The sequence below is a fragment of the Nocardia miyunensis NBRC 108239 genome (genome assembly GCF_001613065.1).
Classification (GTDB): domain Bacteria; phylum Actinomycetota; class Actinomycetes; order Mycobacteriales; family Mycobacteriaceae; genus Nocardia; species Nocardia miyunensis.
In genome coordinates, this window is record NZ_BDBQ01000014.1 from 62233 (window position 1) to 85330 (window position 23098).

15 protein-coding genes are annotated in these 23098 nt (G+C 68.8%); 10 read left to right on the top strand and 5 right to left on the bottom strand.

Annotated features, from left to right (window positions below):
• Positions 1-16 precede the first annotated feature (16 nt).
• Positions 17-1441, bottom strand: a complete 1425-nt coding sequence (locus NM2_RS08370) for an NAD(P)/FAD-dependent oxidoreductase (protein WP_067666297.1) — start codon at positions 1439-1441, stop codon at positions 17-19.
• A gap of 104 nt (positions 1442-1545) precedes the next feature.
• Positions 1546-2277, bottom strand: coding sequence for a TetR/AcrR family transcriptional regulator (locus tag NM2_RS08375; protein ID WP_067666299.1), 732 nt, complete (start codon positions 2275-2277; stop codon positions 1546-1548).
• Between the two features lie 53 nt (positions 2278-2330).
• Here NM2_RS08375 and NM2_RS08380 point away from each other — a divergent pair, with 53 nt between their 5' ends.
• Positions 2331-3788, top strand: a complete 1458-nt coding sequence (locus NM2_RS08380; protein WP_067666301.1) for a cytochrome P450 — start codon at positions 2331-2333, stop codon at positions 3786-3788.
• Here NM2_RS08380 and NM2_RS08385 read toward each other — a convergent pair.
• Positions 3785-4675, bottom strand: coding sequence for a serine hydrolase (locus tag NM2_RS08385; protein ID WP_245717907.1), 891 nt, complete (start codon positions 4673-4675; stop codon positions 3785-3787). The two genes, NM2_RS08380 and NM2_RS08385, sit on opposite strands and share 4 nt — an antisense overlap.
• Positions 4676-4812: 137 nt before the next feature.
• Complete coding sequence (locus NM2_RS08390; RefSeq protein WP_245717908.1) at positions 4813-4965, bottom strand: hypothetical protein; 153 nt, start codon at positions 4963-4965, stop codon at positions 4813-4815.
• Between the two features lie 578 nt (positions 4966-5543).
• Between NM2_RS08390 and recC the strand changes: the two genes are divergently transcribed.
• The 3 genes from recC to recD all read left to right on the top strand — a co-directional run bounded on the left by recC (position 5544) and on the right by recD (position 14925).
• Positions 5544-8930 (top strand): exodeoxyribonuclease V subunit gamma, encoded by a 3387-nt coding sequence (gene recC, locus NM2_RS08395; protein ID WP_067666306.1) that lies wholly within the window; start codon positions 5544-5546, stop codon positions 8928-8930.
• A gap of 827 nt (positions 8931-9757) precedes the next feature.
• Positions 9758-13027 carry a UvrD-helicase domain-containing protein gene (locus NM2_RS08400; RefSeq protein ID WP_067666411.1) on the top strand — a complete coding sequence of 1090 codons (3270 nt, stop codon included), beginning with the start codon at positions 9758-9760 and terminating at the stop codon, positions 13025-13027.
• Positions 13024-14925, top strand: coding sequence for an exodeoxyribonuclease V subunit alpha (gene recD, locus NM2_RS08405; protein WP_067666413.1), 1902 nt, complete (start codon positions 13024-13026; stop codon positions 14923-14925). The genes NM2_RS08400 and recD overlap by 4 nt, the downstream gene beginning before the upstream one ends.
• 265 nt (positions 14926-15190) lie before the next feature.
• On the opposite strand, the gene NM2_RS08410 is transcribed toward recD, so the two are convergent.
• The gene (locus tag NM2_RS08410) at positions 15191-15889 is read right to left on the bottom strand and encodes a TetR/AcrR family transcriptional regulator (RefSeq protein ID WP_067666307.1); all 699 of its coding nucleotides are present in this window, start codon (positions 15887-15889) and stop codon (positions 15191-15193) included.
• A 131-nt stretch (positions 15890-16020) separates the two neighbouring features.
• Here NM2_RS08410 and NM2_RS08415 point away from each other — a divergent pair, with 131 nt between their 5' ends.
• From NM2_RS08415 to NM2_RS08440, 6 genes are all read left to right on the top strand, one after another.
• Entirely contained in the window at positions 16021-17589 is a 1569-nt protein-coding gene (locus NM2_RS08415) for a succinic semialdehyde dehydrogenase (protein ID WP_067666309.1), read from the top strand.
• Positions 17590-17634: 45 nt separating this feature from the next.
• Positions 17635-18462, top strand: a complete 828-nt coding sequence (locus NM2_RS08420; protein ID WP_067666316.1) for an SDR family NAD(P)-dependent oxidoreductase — start codon at positions 17635-17637, stop codon at positions 18460-18462.
• Positions 18463-18718: 256 nt separating this feature from the next.
• On the top strand, positions 18719-19915 hold the full coding sequence (locus tag NM2_RS08425) for an SPFH domain-containing protein (RefSeq protein ID WP_067666318.1): 1197 nt from the start codon (positions 18719-18721) through the stop codon (positions 19913-19915).
• Positions 19916-20465: 550 nt separating this feature from the next.
• Positions 20466-20858: a hypothetical protein gene (locus NM2_RS08430; protein ID WP_067666320.1), complete on the top strand. Its 393-nt coding sequence runs from the start codon at positions 20466-20468 to the stop codon at positions 20856-20858.
• An 83-nt stretch (positions 20859-20941) separates the two neighbouring features.
• Complete coding sequence (locus NM2_RS08435; RefSeq protein ID WP_174575613.1) at positions 20942-22099, top strand: TFIIB-type zinc ribbon-containing protein; 1158 nt, start codon at positions 20942-20944, stop codon at positions 22097-22099.
• A gap of 3 nt (positions 22100-22102) precedes the next feature.
• Positions 22103-22942: a hypothetical protein gene (locus tag NM2_RS08440; RefSeq protein WP_067666325.1), complete on the top strand. Its 840-nt coding sequence runs from the start codon at positions 22103-22105 to the stop codon at positions 22940-22942.
• Positions 22943-23098: the final 156 nt, after the last annotated feature.

Here is a 23098-nt window from a genome sequence, read left to right on the forward strand (position 1 = left end):
CGAGAAGTTCTGTCGCTCAGCCCGCTTTGGGGTCCGGCACCGCTTTTCGCGCGGATTTGCCAGCGCCATTACCGGTTTCGGCGCGCACTTCCTTCTCGTCGTCCTCGTTGCCGTTGAGCGCCTCGAGTGCCAGCCGCGCGAACACCCACTGCTCGGTCGCGGCCATCTGCCCGCGATTGCGGCCGAGGAACGCGACGAACCACTGGAAGACCGTGACCACCCGGCTGCGATATCCGATGAGGTAGTACAGGTGCAGCACCAGCCACATCAGCCAGGCGAAGAAACCGCTGAACTCCAGCTTGCCGATCTGGCACACCGCGTCGAACCGCGAGATGGTGGCCATACTGCCCTTGTCGAAGTACTTGAACGGCACGCGATCCGCGGGCTTCTGCTTACCCGAGACCTCGGCCGTGAGCTGCTTGGCGGCGTAGGTCGCGCCCTGGATCGCGCCCTGCGCCTGGCCGGGCACGCCCGGCACCGACATCAGGTCACCGACCACGAAGACGTTGGGATGCCCCTTGATGGTCAGATCGGGTTCGACGATGACGCGCCCGGCGCGATCGGTCTGCGTCCCGTCGGAGCGTTCGGCGAGCTGTTTGCCCAGGCCGCTGGCCTGCACACCGGCCGACCAGACCTTGCAGGCGGCCTCGATGCGACGCTCGCCGTCATGGTCCTTGATCGTCACCCCGCGCGCGTCGACATCGGTGACCATCGCGTTGAGCTGGATCTCCACGCCCATCTTCTCCAAGCGCTGCTGCGCCTTCGGGCCGAGCTTGGGGCCCATCGGCTTGAGCACCGCGTCCGCACCCTCCACCAGGATGACGCGGGCGTCGCGCGGATCGATGTTGCGGAAGGTGCCTGCCAGGGTGCGATCGGCGAGTTCGGCGATCTGACCGGCCAGTTCGACACCGGTCGGGCCCGCGCCGACCACGACGAAGGTCAGGAACCGGTCGCGCCGCTCCTGCGTCGTGGCGAGCTCGGCCTCCTCGAACGAGCCGAGGATGCGGGCGCGCAGTTCGAGCGCGTCGTCGATGGTCTTCATGCCCGGGGCATAGGTGGCGAAATGGTCGTTGCCGAAGTACGACTGCTGAGCGCCGGTCGCCACGATCAGGCTGTCGAAGGGGGTGACGGTGTCCTCGTTCAGCAACTCCGAGGTGACGGTGCGCTCGACCAGGTCGATATCGTGCACGTCGCCCATGATCACCTGCACGTTCTGCTGCTTGCGCAGCACGATGCGGGTCGCGGGGGCGATCTCGCCGGTGGACAGGATGCCGGTGGCGACCTGATAAAGCAGCGGCTGGAACAGGTGCGTGGAGGTCTTGGAAATCAGGACGATGTCGACGTCGGCCTTCTTCAGATGTCGGCAGGCGAACAGGCCGCCGAAGCCGGAACCGATCACCACCACCCGATGGCGCTGCTTACCGCCGGTTTGGATGCCCATGTCTCCCGCTCCTCGCCCGATTGCGTTGGGTGTTCCGACACGCCATACCGTAGTCGGCCCCCAGCGGACAGTCACGGCGAGCGGAAGGAACCGGCGCGTCCGGGTCACGCCCGCGGACGGCGGGTCGCATGATCGCGGACCGGCCCGGGATCGTGCTCGCCGGGCAGGTCGATCGGCCCGATGAATCGGTCACCGCCGATGCTCTCCACCGACGGCCACAGGAACGCGGTGAGCCGGTCGACGAATTCGGCGCGGTCGCGGACCGGATCGCGGCCCCAGTCCTCGGCGGACATGAGGATCGCGCCGATGGTCGCGCTGGCCCAGACGCGGGCCAGCGCGGGATCCGCGTCGACGGTGCGCAGGATGGATTCGAAGACCTCGGTCGCCCATTCGGACAGCCGGGCGAACAGGGGACGGTGGTGGCCGACGACGCCCGCGCCGAGGGATTCGTCGGATTGCAGGCGCTGCATGAGCAGGTGGTGCCGATTGGGGTTCGCGTCGACGAAATCGCAGACCAGCGCCACGATCGCGCGCAACATCTCGCGCACCGGCAGCGGCTGGGTGAGGATCGCGTCGGCGGCGGCGAGCAGACCCTCCATATGCCGTTCGGCGAGCGCGTCGACCAGGGCGGGCATATCCGGGAAGACCGCGTAGACCGCGGTGCGGGCGTATCCGGCTTCGGCGGCGACCTGGGCGAAGGTGATCGGTGTGCCGGATTCGGCGACGACGCGTTCGGCGGCGTCCAGGATTTCGCCGCGACGGATTGCGGGATCCCGCGACGGACCGGGCGGCCGTCCGCGTGGACGGCGCGATTCGCGCGGTGTATCCCTTGTCACATTGCCATCGTACCGGTAATGTACAAGGTGTACTTTTAATTGAAAGGTCGCTCATGGTCAGCGTCGACGCTGCGGAACGGGAAAATCTCGGACTTCTGCAGATCCCGGACCGGCATCCGATCGACCGGATGCTACGTCTGCTCCCGCCCCGCGAACTGTCGCTTGCCGCCCCACCCGAGGGAAGTGGGCAACTGACCGTCCGCGGCGATGTGGGTCTGCCGTATCTCGGGCGAGCGCTGCAATATCTGCGCTGGGGCACTGCGGAGATAATGGATCGGTACAACCGCTACGGTCCGGTCAGCTACAACAAGGCGCTCGGCATAGACCGGGTGCTGGTCGCCGGGCCCGAGGCCGTGGACGAGGTGATCGGCAAGCGCCGCAACGACTTCGGGCAGGGCTGGGACTACTTCATCGGTCCCTTCTTCCACCGCGGACTGCTGCTGCTCGAGTTCGACGAGCACATGTATCACCGCCGCATCATGCAGCAGGCATTCACCCGCGACAGGCTGGTCTCCTATCTGGCGCAACTGGGTCCGGCCGTCGACAATGCCATCGCCGGGTGGGTGCCCGCGGGTGCGGACAGCTCGCGTGTGGAGCTGTATCCGACGGTGAAGGATCTGGCGCTGGAGACCGCGAGCGAGATCTTCATGGCCGCGGATCCGGGGCCCGAACGTCGTCGCCTGGGCGCCGCGTTCGTCGATTGCACGCACGCGTCGCTGTCGGTGGTGCGGCAGCCGCTGCCGGGCACGGCCTGGAACGCCGGATTGCGCGGGCGCAAGGTGCTCGAAGCGTATTTCCAACGCATGCTGCCGGAGAAGAGGCGTTCGGACACACCGGATTTCTTCTCCGCGCTGTGCCATGCGCGCACCGAGGACGGCGAGCAGTTCAGCGATGCCGACGTGGTCAATCACATGATCTTCCTGATCATGGCCGCGCACGACACCACGACGACGACGGCCACGGCGGCCGCCTACTATCTGGGCCACCACCCGGAGTGGCAGGAGCGGGTGCGGGCCGAGGTGCTGGCGCTGCATGAACGGACCAATGGCGCGCCGCCGACCATCGCCGATCTGGACGAGTTGCACGATCTGGAGCTGGTCATCAAGGAGAGCCTGCGCCTGGTGCCGCCGGTGCCGGGCCTGGTGCGTCGCTCGGTGCGCGACACCGAGATCGCGGGTCACTACATTCCCGCGGGCACGCATATCGACGTGGCCTACGGAGTGAACCACCTGCTGCCCGAATTCTGGTCCAACCCAGCGGTTTTCGATCCGGAACGGTTCGCCGAGCACCGTCGCGAGGACAAATCCCACCGGCTGGCCTGGATGCCCTTCGGCGCGGGCGCGCACAAGTGCATCGGCATGCACTTCGGCATGCTGGAGGTGAAGGTCGTCCTCGCCGCCATGGTCCGCGAATACGAGTGGCGAATCCCCGAAAGCTACCTGATGCCTTGGGGATTCAACACCATCCCGTTCCCCCGCGACGGGGCCCCCATGCACCTGCGGCGGCGCTAGCTTCTGCCGCTGAGGAGGAGTTTGGCGACCTGGGTGGTGGTCTGCTCGCCGTCGTCGTAGCCGCCCTTGTCGCCCAGGTCGTTCATGACGGCCAGGGTGTAGCGCTCGTTGGGACCGGCGAAGCCGACCGAGTTGACCACCCAGCCGCTGCGCTCCTGGGACCAGCCGTTCTTCAGGCCCGGATTCATCGCCGCGCCCGCGCCCCAGACACCCCAGTGCTGGTTGGTGTCGACCTTGCGCATGCGGTCGAGCAGGTAGTTCCGGTCGGCGGGGTTCATATGGTCCAGGACGTTGGACATCAGCCGGTCCAGGTCCGCGGCGGTGCACTTCTGGAAACCCCAGTCCGGGAACACCTTCCCGGCGGGGGTGGGCTGCGGGGCGAGGCCGGTCATGCCGTTGGCGCGGAAGGCCTTGTTGAAGGCTTGGTGGTCGGGTCCGGAGAATTTGGTCCAGAGGATGTCGGCGGCGTTGTCGTTGGAGGTGGCCAGCATCGACTCGAGCAGTGCGCGATCCTGCGGCGTGATCACGATCGCGTGGACGCGCTGCCGGTTGATCAGATCCTCGGCGATGGCGAGTTTGATCGTGGAGGCGGTCCAGATCGGCCTGTTGGCATTGCCGTTGCTGTACACCGCGCCGGTTTTCCGGTCGCGCACAACGTAACCCGTGACACCGGGTCGTCCGGATAGATAGGAGTTGACCTGCGCGATGCGCTGGCTCATATCGCAGTCGAAGCCGTTGACACAGCCCTGGACGCGAATCGGGAAAGCCGTGGCAGGGGCCGGGTGAACGGCCGGTGCGGTGGCCATCAGGCCGGCGGCGAGGACGCAGGCGCCGACGGCCATGCGTGAGGGGCGAGTAGCGCGCGAGGCGGAGCGGGGATAACGCACGGTGGACCACCTTAGACAGGCGGAGGCGTCCGATGCACGTCTTGAGGTCTGCCGCTGGATGTGCTAGGTCGCCGTCGACGTTGCCGCGCAAGGCATTTCGACCGTGGTGCGGTTCGAAACGGCCCGGCGGTGCGGCCTCAGCGGAAGGCGGCGAGCAGTTCCTCGACGCTGCGGCCGTTGAGCCGGTAGCAGTGTGAGAATGCCTCGGTGTGCCGATCGCGAGGCCATGAATTCAGGACGATCGTGCGGCCGTAGTGGCGTGAATTGACCAGTTCCCAGCGGTCACCCATGCGGCGAACCGTGAACCCTGATCTGGGTACGAGGGGAATCACCGACGCAGACATCTACCGAACCAGCCTTTCGAAACCGCTTCTCCCGTTGCCTCCCCGCAGAGCACTGTGGCACATCGCGCAGCGTCCGCCGGGGTGACACGCGGTGGCGAATCCCGGTCGATGCGAGTATTCACCGTCACACATGGATCCGCTTGTGTTGCTACGAATTTGGTATATATCGCGAATCTTGGACAATGCGGTGCTCAGTGCTATTCGCTGTGGAGTAGCCGTTGCCCGGGCGTTTGGTCGGGGTCGGATTCGAGGCGATGTGGTCGTCGGCGTGTCCGGATCGTCACGGTGTGTCGGGCTCGTGGGAGGCTCGCTCGGGTGCACGATTGTCGGGGCCGGTTACTGGTACCGGCCGTCACCTGCGGTTCGCCGGGGCGGGTGTGAACCGTCTCGGGTGCGGGGCCGCGCGGGCGGATTGATCGCGGGCGGTAATGTCGCGTGGTCTATCGGCGGGCGGCCGGGCCGAGACACAGTTCACCGGGGCGCGGCGCCACAGGCCGCGCGAAAACAGACGAAAGAGGCGGTCCATGGCGCTGCACATCCACCGGGCCGAACGGGCGGACACCCTCGCCGATGAGCTCGCGTCGGTACTGGCCAGGCCGCTCGAGGACCCGTTCGCCGCCGAGGTGGTCGCGGTCGGGGCCAAGGGGGTGGAGCGCTGGCTCACGCAGCGGCTGGCCGGGGTGCTCGGCGGCAGCGCCGGTGACGGGGTTTGCGCGAATGTGCGATTCACCTCTGTCGCCGCCCTGACCGCCGACGCGCTGGGCGCGGCGAGCGGTGTCGCCGCCGATGCGGATCCGTGGGCGCCCGAGCGCATGGTGTGGTCGCTGATTCGGGTGCTCGATGCCTCGGTCGGCGAGCCGTGGTGCGCGGTTCCGGCGCGGCATCTCGGTGCGGACGATCCGTCGGGGCGCTCGTATCGGGCGGGCCGGCGATTCGCCACGGCCATGGGCGTCGCGACGCTGTTCGACGGCTACGCCACCCAGCGCCCGACTGTGATCGCAGACTGGGCCGCGGGCGCGGACACCGACGGATTCGGCGCGGAACTCTCGGCGGATCTGCGGTGGCAGCCGCGACTGTGGCGGCGGCTGCGCGAGAGCATCGGCACGCCGAGCCCCGCGGAACGACTGCCGGGAGCGTGTGCGCGATTGCGCTCCGAACCGGGCATCGTCGAACTGCCGCAACGGATCTCGCTGTTCGGCCCGTCCCGCTCGAGCATCGATCAGGTGAACGTGCTTGCCGCGCTGGCCGAACATCGCGACGTGCACGTGTGGCTGGTGCATCCGAGTCCGGTCATGTGGGCCACGCTGAACGCGGCCGATCCGGGGGCCGATGCCGCGCGCCGGTCGGCCGATTCGAGTGCGCTGGCCGTGGCGCATCCGCTGCTGGCCGCGCTGGGACGCGATGTGCGGGAGTTGCAGCAGCGGGTGCGCGCGATGGGCTCGGCGATCGATATGCATCATCCGGGAAGCGGCGGCGAAACATCCTCGGGCACAGTGCTTTCCGCATTGCAGGACGGGATACGGGCGGATGTGTGGCCGCCGCACCCGGACTCGATGCCCGGTGATGACACCGTGCGGGTGCACTCGTGTCACGGGCCCGCGCGTCAGGTGGAGGTGCTGCGGGACGTACTGCTGGGTCTGTTCGCCGAGGATCCGACGCTCGAGGCGCGCGATGTGATCGTGTTGTGCCCGGATGTGGAGAGTTTCGCGCCGCTGGTGCGAGCCGCGTTCGGACAGTGGCACGCCGATCCCCGGTCGGGCGAAACTGCCACGGCCGCGAGCAATCCCGCGCACGACCTGCGCGTGCGGCTGGCCGACCGGACGGCTGGGACCGCCAATCCCGTGCTGGCGGTGCTGCTGGCCCTGTTCGATCTGGCCGACGGCCGGGTGACCGTCACCCAGGTGCTGGATCTGGCCGCGGCCGAACCGGTGCGGATGCGCTGCGGATTCGACGACGACGATATCGAGCGGCTGCGGGAATGGGCGGCCGAGACCGGTGCGCGGTGGGGGATCGGGCAGCGGCAGCGGCAGGCGTTCGGGCTCGGGGACTTCGCGCAGAACACGCTCAACGCGGCGGTGGACCGGATTCTGCTCGGTGTCGCGGCGGGTGAATCCTCCGAGGACTGGCTCGATCTCGCCCTGCCGCTCGAGGACGTCGACTCCGGTGATGTGGATCTGGCCGGGCGATTCGCCGAGTTCACCGACCGTCTCGCGGTCTGCGTGCGCGATCTGCGCGGGCCGACGCCGGTCGATCCGGCCGGGGGATCGCGCCCGGCGCACGAGTGGGCCGAGGTGCTCGGGCGGGCGCTGGATCTGCTGACCGAGGTGTCGTATGCGAACACCTGGCAGGCCGTGCAGGCGCGCCGCGAACTGAGTGCGGCCCTCGAACACGGGGGTGATATCGCGTTGCGGCTGCCCGATATCGCCGCGCTGCTGCAATCGCGACTGGCCGCGCGCTCCGTGCGCACCAATTTCCGCACCGGCGAGCTGACCGTGTGCGCGATGGCTCCGATGCGCTCGGTGCCGCATCGCGTGGTGGTCCTGCTCGGCCTGGACGACGAGGTGTTCCCGCGCGCGGGCGGTATCGACGGGGACGATGTGCTGGCCCGCGATCCGCATGTGGGAGAACGTGATCCGCGCAGCGAGGACCGTCAGATGCTGCTGGACGCCATCATGGCGGCCGGGGAACGGCTGGTCGTGCTGCACACCGGAGCCGATCCGGTCACCGGCGCGCATCGCCCGCCCGCGATCCCGCTGGCCGAACTGCTCGATGTGCTGGCCGCGCAGCGAGGAGGTGAACTCGGCTCGGTGGTGACGCGACATCCCCTGCAAGCCTTCGACAGTCGCAACTTCGACCCGGTGCGGCCGTTCAGCTTCGACGCGATCGCCCTGGCCGGTGCGCGGGCCGCGGCCGGTACGGTGCGCGCGCCGACGGGCTTCCTGCCCGCACCGCTGCCCGCCGCCGTGCGCTCGGATGTCGAACTCGCGGAACTGATCTCGTTCGTCGAGCATCCGGTCCGGGCATTCCTGTGGCAGCGCCTGGGGATCAGGGTGCCCGAGGAGGAAGAGGAGATCGACGAGCGGCTGCCGATCGAACTGGACGGCCTGACGAAATGGAATATCGGCGAGCGCATGCTGACCGCGCGATTGCACGGCGCCGAGCCCGAGACGTTGCGCGCGGCCGAATGGCGGCGCGGGACGCTGCCGCCGTTCGGGCTCGGCGCGGCGGTGCTGGACGAGGTCGAGAGCACCGTCGACCGGCTCGTTCGGGTGGCCCGGCCGATCCACGAATTACCTTCTCGCAGTATCGATATCGCGGTGGATCTGGGTGAGGGCAGGCTGCTGCGCGGCACGGTCGCGGATGTGCACGACGATGCGGTGGTGCGGACCACCTTCTCGCGTCTGGCCCCCAAACACCGGATCGCGGCCTGGGTGCGGGTGCTGGCCCTGGCGGCGACCGAGCGGCATCAGAGCTGGCAGGCGCTGACCTTCGGCCGGGGCAGATTCGGCCGCCCCGCATGGCGTTCGGTACTGGCCGCACCCAATGGCGCTGTGGCACAGGAGATCTTGCGCGATCTGGTGGAATTGCGCGATCTGGGTCTGAGCGAACCGCTGCCGATCGCCACCGCCGCGTCGGCGGTCTATGCCGAACGCCGTTGCCAGGGCGCGAATGTGGACGAGGCCCGCACGGCCGCCGAGCAGGAATTCCTCGGCGGCGCGCACGGCCCCAAGCCCTACGGTGAGCACACCGACCGCTACCTGCGCTACGTCTGGGGCCCGGCGCCCCGCCTGGAACTACTGGAAACCCCACTGGCCGAACCGGATCCGTCGGGCGAACCCACCCAGTTCGGATCCCTCGCCCGCCGCCTGTGGGCCCCGCTGCTCGCCGCCGAAACCCAGGGACAGCCATGAGTGAGGAACTTTTCCCCGTTGAGGCCCCGGCTCACCGTCCCCGCCGCCGGGCCGCGAAATCCCCAGCGCCCCGCCGCTCGGGAACCCCGGTCACCGCCGACCTGTTCGACATGCCCGAGGCGTCCGAATTCGCCGACCTCGTACATCCCGACGCCGACACGCACGCCGAACCATCGACCGGCGAACGCGAACCACAACCGGCCGCATCCGAACCGGCGTCGGACGATGCCGCGGAATTCGCGGTACCGGCCGAGGATAAGGTTCAGGATGCACTCCCGACCCGCGAAAGCCCCTGCCGCGAAACTACTTCCGCTGGGGCGACGGACGATGACAGCGAACGTGTGGCGGACCCGGATCCGGCCCTCGCCGAGAGCCCGATCACCGTGACGCCGGCAGCGCAGAGTGTTCGGACGGCGGCTCCGCGAGAATCTGCCGAAAATTGCTCCGGCTCGAATCCTGCCGCCGGTGCGATCGACCAGGCACGCGAATCTGCGGATCGAGTGACCGCTGCGCAGGCGGTCGATCCTGTGGTGCCGCCAGCAGGTACGAACGGGAATTCGCCGAGCACCGACGATGGCTCGTCGCGAGGCTCCGGTGCTCCGACTGCCTGGCGGCATGAGCCGTCGGAATCGGATGCGAACACGGCTCCCGGGCTTGCCGGTGGGGTTGCACCGCCGGTGGACGAGAACCGGTGGGATTCGCCGGGGACAACGGAACCTTCGCGGCATTCCGACGATCTCGCTGCGAGTCGAAATGGTGCCGGGGAACAGGCCGGACACAGCGCTGCCAGGGCCAGTTCGGCCGGTGGCTCGGGGCGCGGATTCGAATTGTGTGGGGAGTTGCCGGGCGGGACGACCGTGCTCGAGGCGAGTGCGGGGACCGGGAAGACGTATGCGATCGTCGGGCTCGCGGTGCGGTATGTGGCCGAGTGCGAGGTGGATATCTCCGAACTGCTGCTGGTGACGTTCAGCCGGGCGGCGACGCAGGAGTTGCGGGAGCGCACGCGCGATCGCTTCGTCGCTGCCGCGGCTGCGCTGGCCGATCCGGAGGCCGCCGCGCGTAGCGAAGACGAGCTGATTCGTCATCTGGCACAGGCGGATTCGGCCGAGATTCGGTTGCGGCGGTCTCGGCTGCTGGCCGCGCTGTCGGAGTTCGACGCGGGGACCATCGCGACCACGCACAGCTTCTGTCAGCGGATGCTGGACGAGCTGGGGCTGGCCGGTGAGCACGATCCGGGAGTGCGGCTGGTCGAGAACGTCGACGACCTGGTCGCCACCGTCACCGAGGATCTGTTCCTGGCCCGGTACGCGCGGGCGGTGCCGCCCTTCTCGATGAAGGACGCGCACGCGCTGGCCACAGCGGCGGTCCGGGATCGGCAGGCCCGGCTGGTTCCCGAGGAGGAGTGCGGCGACCCGACGGCCTCCGAGCGAGTTGCGTTCGGCGTGGCGGTGCGCGCGGAAACCGAACGGCGCAAACGACTCTCGGGCATTCGCGACTTCGACGATCTGCTGGTGCTGCTGCACGACGTACTCGCCGATCCGGTACACGGCGAGCGGGCCCGCGATCGTATTCGCGAGCGGTTCCGGGTCGCGCTGGTGGACGAGTTCCAGGACACCGACCCGCTGCAGTGGGAGATTCTGCGCCGGTGCTTCCACGGGCACGCCACCCTCGTGCTGGTCGGTGACCCGAAGCAGGCCATCTACGCGTTCCGCGGTGCGGAGGTGCTCAGTTATCTGGACGCGGTGGCCGTTGCGGATCAGCGTCGCGAACTGACCGTCAACCGGCGCAGCGATGCCGGTCTGCTGGGCGCGCTGGACCATCTGATGGGCGGTGCGACGCTGGGGCACAAGGAGATCGGCGTACATCCGGTGGCGGCGGTGCGGCCGCACACCCGACTGTCCGGCGAGGGCGATCGGACTCCGTTGCGGCTGAGGTGGTTTCGGCGCACCGGCGCGGGTCCGCTGAACAAGTCCGGATTCCCGGCGGTCGGCCGCCAGCGTTCGCGGGTCGCGGCGGATCTGGCCGCCGATATCGTGCGGCAACTGGACGCGGGCCTGCGGATCGGCGAGCGGCCGCTGGGGCCCGGCGATATCGCGGTCCTGGTGCGCACGCGCTCGCAGATCGATGTCGTGCGGGCCGCCCTGGACGAGGTGGGTGTGGCCTCGGTACTGGCCGGTGGCGCAAGCGTTTTCGCCACTCGCAGCGCCACGGACTGGCTGTGGCTGCTGCGCGCTCTGGAGCAGCCGCACCGGGCCGACCGGGTGCGTCTGGCCGCGGCGACGCCGCTGCTGGGCTACTCGGCCGAGGAGATCGATTCGGGCGGAGCCGATCTGGTCGGCCGCGTCGGTCAGCAACTGCGCGAGTCGGCCCGGCTGTTCGGCCGGGCCGGATTCGCGGCGGTCTTCGAGCGATTGGCCGCCGAGACCCGCTTGGCGCCACGGCTTCTCGCGGTGGCCGGTGGTGAACGGGAGTTGACCGATCTGCGTCACATCGCCCAGCTGATCGACCATGTGGCACTGCGCGAATCCCTGGGCCTGAGCGCGCTGACCCGATGGCTGGGCGATCGGGTGCGCGATCCGGCCTCCGGCGCGGTCGCCAACCGCAGCCGACGGCTGGACCGCGACGCCGCGGCCGTGCAGATCGCCACTGTGCACGCTAGCAAGGGCCTGGAGTTTCCGCTGGTCTATCTGCCTTTCGCCTGGGACAACGCGCGCAATCCGTATCCGGCGACGCTGATGTTCCACGACGAGCGCGGCAATCGGGTGCTCGATGTGGGCGGCCCGGAAGCTCTGGGCTACAACGATCGCAAGCGCCGCAGCGAGACCGAGGAGGCGGGGGAGGAACTGCGCCTGCTGTACGTGGCACTGACTCGTGCCCAGTGTCAGGTGGTGGCCTGGTGGGCGCCCACCTACGGCACCGCGGCCGCGCCGCTGCACCGGATGATGCTGGGCCGGATGCCGGGCAGCCGGGAGGTGCCGGGCCGCGGCGAGATTCCGGTGGACAACGTTGTGGGGGAACAAATTTCGCACTGGGCGCAGGGCGCGCCGGGCGGTGTCATCGCGGTGCGGGAGGTGCAACACGCCGACCCGGTGCGGCCACGCTGGGAACGTGCCGAATCGATCGCCGCAGAACTCGCCGTGGCGCGGTTCGACCGCGTCATCGACCAGGACTGGCGGCGCACGTCCTATTCCGCGCTCACCGCAGGGGCGCACGATATGCACGTCGCGGAGCCCGAGGTCGATGGGGGTGTCTCGGACGAGCCCGCCGAGCCCTCGGCCGAGATCCCGGCGGAGATCGAAATCGATTCCGCCGCCCCATCACTCATGAACGATCTGCCTTACGGCGCGGATTTCGGCACGCTGGTGCACGGCGTGCTCGAGTACGTCGACACCGACGCTCCCGATCTGGCCGCCGAGGTCCGTACCCGCTGCGCGGACGCCATCGGCGAACTGCTGGCCGATATCGATCCGGACGCCCTGGCCACCGCCCTGCTCGCGGTCTTGCACACACCCATGGAAACCGGCAGCCTGGCCCAGGTCTCCGGCCGGGATCGACTCAGCGAGCTGGATTTCGAACTGCCGTTGGCCGGTGGTGACACCCCGCGCGCCGAGCGGGTGACCCTGCGCCGAATCGCCGATCTGCTGCGTGCGCACCTGCCCGCCGACGACCCGTTCGCCGGCTACGCCGACCAGATCGACACGCTGCCGGACACCCCGTTGCGCGGCTTCCTGACCGGCAGTATCGACGCCGTCCTGCGCACGTCCGGACCGCGGTTCGTCGTGGTGGACTACAAGACGAACCGGCTGGGCACCGGGGATCTGACCGTCGCGCACTACACCCGCGAGCGGATGGCCGCGGAGATGATGCGTTCGCACTATCCCCTGCAGGCGATCCTGTATTCGGCCGCGCTGCACCGCTATCTGCGCTGGCGTCTGCCGGATTACGATCCCGCCCGTCATCTCGGCGGGATCCGATACCTGTTCGTGCGCGGCATGATCGGGCCCGAAACACCGCCTGGCTGCGGGGTTTTCGATTGGGATCCGCCGCCCGCGCTGGCCGGGGAGCTGTCCGATCTCCTGGCAGGGCGGTGGCGATGACCGCGATCCAGCTCGCCCAGCGTGCCACCGGGTTGTTGCGCACCTTCAATGCCGCGGGGGTGCTCGCGGCCGCGGATGTGCATGTGGCGCTTCGGCTCGGGCGCCTGGGCCGCGAGGACGACGAGTCGGTGCTGCTGGCGACGGCGCTGGCGGTGCGCGCGGTGCGATCCGGCTCGGTCTGTCTCGAACTGGCCAGAATGCACGAGATCGGCGTGGACGGTGAGGGTTTCGACACCGACGCGGACACCGCCGACGAACCGATCGACCCGGCGACCCTGCCCTGGCCCGACGAGACGCGGGTGCTCGCGGCCCTGCGGAACAGCCCGCTGGTTCAGGGCAGCGCCGCCGGACCGCTGCGGCCGTTGCGCCTGGTGGAGTCCGCCGGCGCGGGCCCGCTGCTGTACCTGGACCGGTACTACCGGCAGGAACAGACCATCCGCGAGGTGCTCACCGAACGCGCCATGACCCATCCGATGATCGATCCGGAGACGATCCGGCGGCAGCTGGACCGGCTCTTTCCCGATACCGGCGGCCCAGGGGACCCCCCGGACCGGCAACGGGTCGCCGCCGCGCTGGCCGCGACGCAGTGGACGACCGTCGTCGCAGGTGGCCCGGGGACCGGCAAGACGCACACCATCGCCCGGATTCTGGCCCTGCTGGTGGCCCATCAGCAGTCGATGCCCGACGCGCCCGAGCTGCGCATCGCCCTCGCCGCACCGACCGGGAAAGCTGCTGCGCGCCTACAGGAGTCGGTCCGCGAGCAGGCCGGTGACCTGGATCTGCCCGAACTCACCGCCGCGACCCTGCACCGCCTGCTCGGCTGGCAGCGCGGCGGCGCGACGCGCTTCCGGCACAACGAATTCAACCGGCTGCCGTACGACGTCATCGTGGTGGACGAGACCTCGATGGTGTCACTGACCATGACCAGCCGCCTGCTGCCCGCGGTGCGCCGGGACGCCCGCCTGGTGCTGGTGGGCGATCCGGATCAGCTGGCCTCGGTGGACGCGGGCGCGGTACTCGCCGATCTGGTGGCCGGACCCGTTGCGGGCCCGCCGAATCCGCTGCTCGAGCAGGTGCTCGGCGACGATCTCGGCGAGCCGGGGGCGGCGGACCGCACCGAGGCGTTGAGTCCTCGGGAGCGGGATCGCCTGCGCGGCGGCATCATTCGCCTGACCCGCGGTCGCCGGTTCGGCGGCCGGATCGCCGAGCTCGCCGTCGCGGTGCGCGCGGGTGACGCCGAGGCCGCCTTGGCTCTGCTGGCCGACGGCGGCACGGAATTGTCGCTGTGTGAACCCGAGGAGATCACCGCCGTCCGCGACGATGTGATCCTGGCCGCCCGCGAGTGCACCGCCGCGGCCGAGAACGGCGATGCGGCGGCGGCGCTGGCCGCCATGGAATCGCATCGCCTGCTGTGCGCGCACCGGCAGGGCCGATACGGCGTCGAGCGTTGGGACCGGATGGCGGCGGGCTGGGTGGCCGCTTCCGGAATCGGCGCGGAACCCGGTGCCGGACACTGGTATCCGGGTCAGCCGCTGCTGGTCACCGCCAACGACCACGAGGCGCGCATCTACAACGGCGACACCGGCGTGATCGTGCGCGGCCCGGACGGGGGACTGCGCGCGGCCCTGCAGCGCGGCAGCGAACCGTATCTGGTCCACCCCACCCAATTCCCCGGCGTCACAACGGTATACGCGATGACGATCCATCGCAGCCAGGGCAGCCAGTACGGCACGGTGTCCATCGTGCTCCCCGGCCCCGAATCCACCCTGCTCACCCGCGAACTGCTCTACACCGCGATCACCCGCGCCCGCCACCACGTCCGGATCATCGGCACCGAGGATGCCATCCGCGCCGGAATCGGCCGACGTGTCCTGCGCGCCAGCGGATTACGTGGCTGAGTTGGCCCGGGTTCCTGCGCGTACGCGGTGTCGGCCGACGTGTCGTGCGCGCCGGTGGCCTACGCTGTCGAGGCGTATTCCCCGTGGCTATCGCCGTCGTGTTCGAAACTGGTCCAGCTCGGCATTCCGGTCGCACCTGCTGGGCGTGGCGTCCAGCGGCGCGCTACCACCGCCCTGATTCCGCGACGGGCGGATGCGCTGTTCGGCCGGTCCCTCGGCGGACCGGCCGGTCGCGGGCCGTGGCTCGCGACGCGGCCGCGTTCATTCAGCCGCGTTCGTCGAAGATTCCCGGAATCGCCAGTGCCCGTTCGACATCGGCGCGGCCGCCGAGGGTGACCAGCACGCTGCGGATCATGGTCAGGCGCGCCTCGGTGACCTGCGCGGGATCGGGTTCGCTGCCCGGGTTCGCGGCCGAGGAGACGCGATAGACCACGTATTCGCAGGTCTGCAGGGCGGTGTCGAGGTCGAGCGGGCTGGGCAGGGAGCGGCCGAGTTCGGTGAATTTGGCGCGGACCAGGGCGCGAATGTCGTCGAACGCCTCCTCGCGATAGGCCGAGACCGGTGAGGCCGGATCGTGCAGTTCGGCGAAGACCGGACGCAGCATCGGGCCGTGCCCGCGCGCCCATTCCAGATAGGCGTCGATGATCGCGATGCCCAGCTGCACCGGTTCGAACGAGTGCGCCAGAGCCGTCCGGATCCCGCCGACCAGGCCCTCGTTGGACAGGGTCAGCAGCGAGTGCAGTGGCTGTTCGGCATTGCCGAAGTAGCGGTAGAACGTCGGCCGGGAGATGCCGGCCTGCTCGATGATGCGGGCGACACTCAGTCCGCGCGAGCCGTGCTCGGTGAATACCTCGGCGGTGGCCAGCTCGATCCGGGCACGCACCTCGTCGGCCTGCTCGGGGGTCTGCGGCGGACGCCCGCGCCGGGTGCCGTTGTGAGTGCGGACCACCACATCACCGGACATCTGGTGAAACCTCCTCGATCGTCGGCGGCCGCTTGACAGCATGCGGCTTACGCCTATTAATCTAACACCACTGTTCATGTAACATAGGTGTTCAATAAATATTCTCACCTGCTGACCGAGAGGGCCGACCAATGACGACCGCCCCGCAGACCGCCCCCGCGGATGCACTTCCGTCCGAACTGGTGCGGCGTCTGCTGACGCTGGCCACGGCCGGGTCGGCCCCCTCGGTCGAGGTGTTCGCACCCGCGACCGGGGTCAAGATCGCCGATCTGCCGCAGTCCGATACCGCCGATATCGAGAACGCCTTCGTCACCGCTCGCCGCGCACAGCGCGAATGGGTACAGAGGCCTGTGCGCGAGCGGGTCGCGGTGCTGCGCCGATTCCACGACCTGGTGCTCGCCGAACAGGACATCATCCTCGACATCGTGCAGACCGAGACCGGCAAATCGCGCGTGCACGCCTTCGACGAGGTGGGCGACGTGGCGGTCAACGCGCGCTACTACGCGGCGCAGGCGCAGCGGCTGCTGGCCCCGCGCAATCCGCGCGGTGTGCTGCCGGTGCTCACCCGGGTCGAGGTGCGGCATCGGCCCAAGGGCGTGGTCGCGGTCATCTCCCCGTGGAATTACCCTCTGGCCCTTGCGGTTTCCGATGCGCTGCCCGCGCTGGCGGCGGGCAATGCGGTGGTCGCGCGCCCGGACAACCAGACCGCGCTGACCGCGCTGTGGGCGATCGACGCCGCCGAGCGCGCGGGCCTGCCCAAGGGCCTGTGGCAGGCGGTACTTGGGCGCGGGTCGGTGATCGGCGGCGAGATCATCGCCCGCGCCGACTACGTCGACTACACCGGATCCAGCAGCACCGGTCGTACCATCGCGCGGCAGGCCGGGGAACGGCTGATCGGCTGCTCATTGGAATTGGGTGGTAAGAACCCGATGCTCGTGCTGGCCGACGCCGACGTATCCGCGGCGGCGAAGATCGCCGTGCGGGCCTGCTTCGCCTCGGCCGGGCAACTGTGTGAATCGATCGAGCGAATCTACGTGCACGACAGCGTGTACGAGCGTTTCGTCACCGAATTCGCCCAGCACACCCGGAATCTGGCGCTCGGCTCGGCGCGGGACTACTCCTACGAGATCGGCTCGCTCACCTTCCAGCGTCAGATCGATACCGTCACAGCGCATGTCGAGGACGCCGTGGCGAAGGGGGCGACGGTGCTCGCGGGCGGGCGCGCGCGTCCGGATCTCGGCCCGTACTTCTACGAGCCGACCATCCTCGCCGATGTGCGTGACGGGATGACCGTGTACCGGGAGGAGACCTTCGGCCCGGTGGTCTCGGTCTATCGGGTCGGCAGCGACGAGGAGGCCGTCGAGCGGGCCAACGACTCCGCCTACGGCCTCAATGCCAGTGTGTGGAGCCGTGATACGGGCCGGGCGCGGCAGATCGCCGCGCGGGTCGAGGCCGGATCGGTCAACGTCAACGAGGGATTCATCGCCGCGTGGGGAAGCGTCGCGGCGCCCTCGGGCGGGCTGGGCATCTCCGGTGGCGGTCGTCGACACGGACCCGAGGGCCTGCGCAAATACATCGACACCCAGACCATCGCGGTGCAGCGCGCACTGCCGATCGCGCCCCTGCCGGGCATGTCCGAGGCGATGTGGGCCAAGACCATGACGTTGTACTTCGGCGTCATGAAGGCATTGCGCCAGTAGCGATCTCGCGGTTCGGCCGCACATGTACGGATTACAGGAGTGGATATGGATTCGGTAGCGGGCAAGAAGGTCCTGATCACCGGCGCGGCCATGGGGCTGGGCAAATCCTTCGCCGAGCGGGCGGTGCGCGAGAATGCCGCGGACGTGGTGCTCTGGGACGTCAACGAGACCGCCCTGAAGGAGACCGCCGACGAACTGGCGGAGCTGGGGCCGGGCGCGGTGCATCATCGCGTCGTCGACGTCTCCGATCGCGAGGCCATCGCCGAGGCGGGCGAGGCGGTCCGCGACGAGGTGGGCGATATCGACGTCCTGATCAACAACGCGGGCATCGTGCGCGGCAACGGGTACTTCTGGGAGACCTCGAACCGCGCGGACATCGAACAGACCGTGGCGATCAATTCCCTTGCGCCCATGTACATCACGCTGGAATTCCTGCCCGCCATGGTGGCTCGCCGCGCACCGGCGCGGGTGCTGAACATCGCGTCCTCCGCGGCGCTGGTGGCCAATCCACGTATGAGCGTGTACGCCGGTTCCAAATGGGCGGCGCTGGGCTGGTCGGATTCGGTGCGGCTCGAACTCGAACAGTCCGGGAACGAACACGTCAAGGTCACCACTTTCTGTCCGACCTATATCGACACCGGAATGTTCACAGGCGCCAAAGGGTTCCTGTTCACCCCGATCATCGAGCAGGAGCATGCGGTGCGGACCGCGTGGACGCAGATGAAGGAGGGGGCCGCTTTGGTCGTCATGCCGTGGACGTCGCGTTTCAACCGGGCGATCTCCGGTCTGCTGCCGTTGAAGGTGCGCGATCGGTATCTCGACTTCGTCGGCGTCTACCACTCGATGGCGGAGTTCACCGGCCGCAAGAGCTGACTCGCGGGTCCGGATCGGCCACGATCGGGGGATAGCCGAGGCGTTGTGGCGGACGTCGAATGTGTTCGGCGGCGCGGGATTCGCACTGCCCGGGAGAAGCGCGGCACCGCGTGCACAGCCCGTGTGACGGGTCGCGTCGGCGAGTCGATGTGCGGCTCGTCGCCCACGGGATATGGGGAGGCCCGGCCCGTCCCACCTGTGACATACTCGGGCCGGGCGGGTGCGCAGCTGCCCGACGGGAGGACGGAGGCGACGCATGGGCCTGATGGACAAGATCCGCAACGAGTTCATCGACATCATCGAGTGGCTCGATGATACGAATACCACGTTGGCGTGGCGTTTTCCGCGCTACGACAACGAGATCAAGAACGGCGCGCAGCTGATAGTTCGCGAGGGGCAGCACGCGCTGTTCGTCTACCGTGGCCAGCTCGCCGATCAGTACCAGCCCGGGCACTACCAGCTGACCAGCGAGAACATGCCGATCATGGCCACGCTGCAGGGCTGGAAGTACGGGTTCAACAGCCCGTTCCGCTCCGAGGTCTACTACATCAACACCCGGCCGGTGACGGAGCTGCGCTGGGGCACACCGCAACCGGTGACCGTGCGCGATCCGGACTTCAAGATGGTGCAGGTGCGGGCCAACGGCGCCACCATCGTCCGGGTGATCGATCCGGCGGCGTTCCTGCGCCAGGTGATCGGCACCGAGAGCGTCGTGGACATGGAGCAGATCACCGAGATGATCCGGCGCAATATCGCACTGGCGTTCTCGGACATGGTGATGGCCAGCGGCCTCGGCGCCATCGATCTGCAGGGCCGTCAGGTCGAATTGTCCGACAAGCTCCGCGAATTCGTCGCACAGCGGGTGCAGTCCTTCGGCCTCGGCGTGGATCAGGTCACCATGTCGATCTCGCTGCCGGAGGAGATCCAGCAGGCCATGACGCGCGGCGTCGCGCGCGGTGTGGAGGCCGGCGGATTCCTCAGCAACGTCGGCGATCTGAACCGCTACCAGCAGGCCCAGGCCGCCGATGCGATGCTGGCCGCGGCGCAGAACGAGGGCGGCGGCCCGATGGGTGCCGCGATCCAGGCCGGATTCGGCGTCGCGCTCGGCGGCCAGATCGCCGGGAACCAGGGCGGTTACGCGCAACAGGGTTATCCGCAGCAGGGTGGCGGTTACCCGCAGCCCCAGCCCGGCTACCCGCCGCAGCCCGCGCCTCCGCCACTGCCCTCGCAGCAGCAGTTCCACATCGATCTCAACGGCCAGGCCGCCGGTCCGTATCCGGCCGATCAGTTGCGTCAGTTCGTCGCGAGCGGCCAGCTCACGCCGAAGACGAATGTGTGGTCCAACGGCATGGCGGGCTGGGCCGCGGCGGAGACGGTGGCCGCGTTGCAGGGGCTGTTCAACAGCCCGCCGCCGCTGCCGGGCACCCCGCCGCCTCCGCCGCCCGCGCAGTAGGCCGGACCGGTCGTTGTCTGTCAGTACGGTCCCGGGGGAGCCATGAACAACTCACAGCAGCCAGATCGCGCACCGCACACCCCGCCACCGGGCGGAGATCAGCCGCAGCAGGGCCCGCCGGGTGCGCCCGGCGGACCCTACCCGGCATCCGCGCCGACGAGGAATTACGGTGGCGGACAACCGATTCGGCCGGGAGGGAATCCTCCGCCGCCGCCCGGCCCAGCGCCCTTCGGCGGTCCGCCGCCGAGTGGACCGCAGTCGCCCGGGAATCAACCGCCGCCGTTGCCGGGTCGGGGCGGTGCTGTGCCGCCGTTGCCCGGAAAGCCGAATTCTTCTGCGCCGCAACATAACAGCGGTGGTTCCTCGCCGTGGGATGCGCAGCCCCCGGCGAACTTCTCCGTATCGGGTTCCGCGCCGGTACCCGGTGGTCCGCCGCCGCTGCCCGGTGGAGTGAACCCCGGCGTGCCGCAATCGCCCAGCCTCCAGCCGCAGCCTGGCAGCCCGAACCCCGGCGCACCCCGTTCGCCCGGCGGTCCGCCACCATTGCCTGGTGGATCGAATCCTGTTGTGCCGCAGTTGCCGGGCGGCCCGCATCCGCAATCCGGTGGTCCGCACTCTGGTGGTTCCCAGCTGCCCACCGGGCCGCAACTACAGTCCGGTGGTCCGCAGTCACCGGGTGGTCCTCCGCCTTTGCCTGGTGGATCGAATCCTGTTGTGCCGCAGTTGCCGGGCGGCCCGCATCCGCAATCCGGTGGTCCGAACCCAGGTGGGCCCCGTTCGCCGGGTGGTCCGCCGCCGCTGCCCGGCGGTCCGAATCCTGGTGTGCCGCAATCGTTCGGTGGTCCGCATCCGCAGTACGGGGGCGGTTACGGCGGTTCCGCGCCGGCGGGTGGTCCGCAGGGGCCTATGGGGCCGCCGCCGGTGGCTGGGGCTGTCGCGGTGAATTTCGTTCCGTCGGGTGGTGGGGCCGATGTGCAGGCCTCCGGTGGGCCCGTGAAACAGCCTCCGCCGCAAGCGGATCGGGCGATGTTGCATCGTACCGAGCACACCCGGACGTATCCCTGCGCGGCTTGCGGCGGTCAGCTGCAATTCGACATCGCCAGTCAGAAGCTGCGGTGCCCGAACTGCGGCAACTACTCCGAGATCGAGGCGCCGCGGGCGCCCGTCGCGGCGCGGGACCTGCGTGCGGCGATCGGGGAACTGCGTGCGCTGCAGGCCACCACCGCGGGGCCGGAGGTCACCGGGAACCATGAGATCAAATGCCAGAACTGCGGCGGCACAACGTCGTTCGTCGGCAGCCTGACCGCGACCAGATGTCCCTACTGCGCCACGCCCATCCAACGCGACGATGTGCACAACGCGCCCGCGCGACTGCCGGTGGACGGCGTCGTGCCCTTCCGCATCGACGAGAAGAACGCTCGCGTGCTGGTCGAGAAGTGGGTCTCCGGACGATGGTTCGCGCCCAGCGAGTTCAAGAAGTACAAGCGGCTCGGCTCCTTCGCGAGTGTCTATCACGCGTACTTCACCTACAACGCCGACACCTACACCTGGTACCAGGGCGAACAGGGCATCGAGTACACCGAGACCTACCGGGACAGCGACGGTGATCTGCAGACGGTGACCCGGGTCCGGTGGTATCCGGTGCAGGGCGAGGTCGTCAATCAGTTCGTGGACGTTCCGGTACTGGCCAACGAGCACACCGATCGCGAGCGGATCAAGACACTCGAGCCGTGGCCGATCCAGGACGCGACGACCTACTCGCCCGAATATGTGGCCGGTCACCTCGCCCGCACCTACGACCGCGACGCCGAGGAATCGCTGCCAGAGGCTCGTTCGGAGATGGAAAACGAGATCGAGCACACGGTCCGCCGCGATATCGGCGGCGATCAGCAGCGTATCCACTCGCTGAATTCGACCTGGAATTCGTTGGCGTACAAGCATGTGCTGCTGCCGATCTGGTTGTTGACGGTGATCTACCTGGATCGGCCGTTCAACGTGTACATCAACGGACTGACCGGTGAGGTGTCCGGTGAGCGGCCGTGGAGCAAGATCAAGATCGCGATCGCCGTCACGCTGGCGGTACTCCTGGTCGTCGTGATCGTCGTGCTGTACATGAAGTTCGGGCATCATTCGACCGGGCACGGCAGCACCACCACCGTGCATCATTCGACCCATCGGAGGTGAGCGGTGGTACTTCTGCTGATCCTGCTGGCGCTGTTGGTGCTGGTGGGCGGTGTCGTCGCGATCGTGATGGTGATCGCCCGCCACCAGAAGCAGTCGATCGCGAACGACAATCGGATCGTGCCGGGCCTGCCCTCGAACGCGCCGCCGCAGTGGGCGGTCTCGCACGATCCCGAGGCGCGCCTGCACCGGCGCCTGCGGGACGCGATCCGCGCACTGCACGGGGTCAACGCCTACGACACGGCATCGACCGTGAATCTGCGTGCGGGACTGGAACAGTCGGCACTGGCGGTCGACAACCATCTGATCGGCATCGCCAGTCTGCCACCGGCTCATCGTGATCAGGCGTTGCCGGAGGCCACCGCTGCGGTGGAAGCCGTCGAAGCCGGTGTGGCCCAATATGTCTCGGCCACGACCAAGCCGGACCCGGTGGCCCTCGAGGCGGGTCTGCAGGGCGTGCAGAGCAGCATCGATGCGATCACGCAGAATCTCGGTGCGTTGGGACCGGGCCGATCCGCCCCCGGTGCCCACCCGGGCGAGTTCGGCATCCAGTCGCCCCACCCCATGCCCCAGCAGCCCGGGGTCACGTTCCCCACACCTCCCGCGAGCGGTCCGTATCCACCCGGGTCCGGCGTAGGATACCCGCAGCAAGGTCAAGGTACCTCGCAATCAGGGGGATACTCATCCCAGTCCGGCGGAACCTATCCGCAAGCCCCGGCACCCCCGCAGCAGCCGGGCGGCGCGAGCTCCCAGGCCTCACATCCTCAGCAGTACCCCGGCAGAACGAACCCGCCCGATACGGGCACGGGCTCTGCCGACCCCACGGTCGTTCGACGTCAGCTCTGAGCTCCTACGTCGCCGAATGACCGATCACGTCCTTCTCGGGGGTGCCAGTGGTTGCCATCGGTCGGCTGCGAAAATTCGTTGTGGAAAACGGAGGTGTTGCCATGGGGCGGTCGGGTCCGGCTGCGCGCGGGCGGCCTGTGATCGCGCTGTAATGGC

What these genes read in the sequence shown, in the direction of transcription:
- NM2_RS08425 (WP_067666318.1), top strand. Translation starts at nt 18,719, where the DNA reads ATGGGCCTGATGGACAAGATCCGCAACGAGTTCATCGACATCATCGAG.
- NM2_RS08410 (WP_067666307.1), bottom strand. Translation starts at nt 15,889, where the DNA reads ATGTCCGGTGATGTGGTGGTCCGCACTCACAACGGCACCCGGCGCGGG.
- recC (WP_067666306.1), top strand. Translation starts at nt 5,544, where the DNA reads ATGGCGCTGCACATCCACCGGGCCGAACGGGCGGACACCCTCGCCGAT.
- NM2_RS08420 (WP_067666316.1), top strand. Translation starts at nt 17,635, where the DNA reads ATGGATTCGGTAGCGGGCAAGAAGGTCCTGATCACCGGCGCGGCCATG.
- NM2_RS08435 (WP_174575613.1), top strand. Translation starts at nt 20,942, where the DNA reads ATGTTGCATCGTACCGAGCACACCCGGACGTATCCCTGCGCGGCTTGC.
- recD (WP_067666413.1), top strand. Translation starts at nt 13,024, where the DNA reads ATGACCGCGATCCAGCTCGCCCAGCGTGCCACCGGGTTGTTGCGCACC.
- NM2_RS08415 (WP_067666309.1), top strand. Translation starts at nt 16,021, where the DNA reads ATGACGACCGCCCCGCAGACCGCCCCCGCGGATGCACTTCCGTCCGAA.
- NM2_RS08370 (WP_067666297.1), bottom strand. Translation starts at nt 1,441, where the DNA reads ATGGGCATCCAAACCGGCGGTAAGCAGCGCCATCGGGTGGTGGTGATC.
- NM2_RS08390 (WP_245717908.1), bottom strand. Translation starts at nt 4,965, where the DNA reads ATGGGTGACCGCTGGGAACTGGTCAATTCACGCCACTACGGCCGCACG.
- NM2_RS08380 (WP_067666301.1), top strand. Translation starts at nt 2,331, where the DNA reads ATGGTCAGCGTCGACGCTGCGGAACGGGAAAATCTCGGACTTCTGCAG.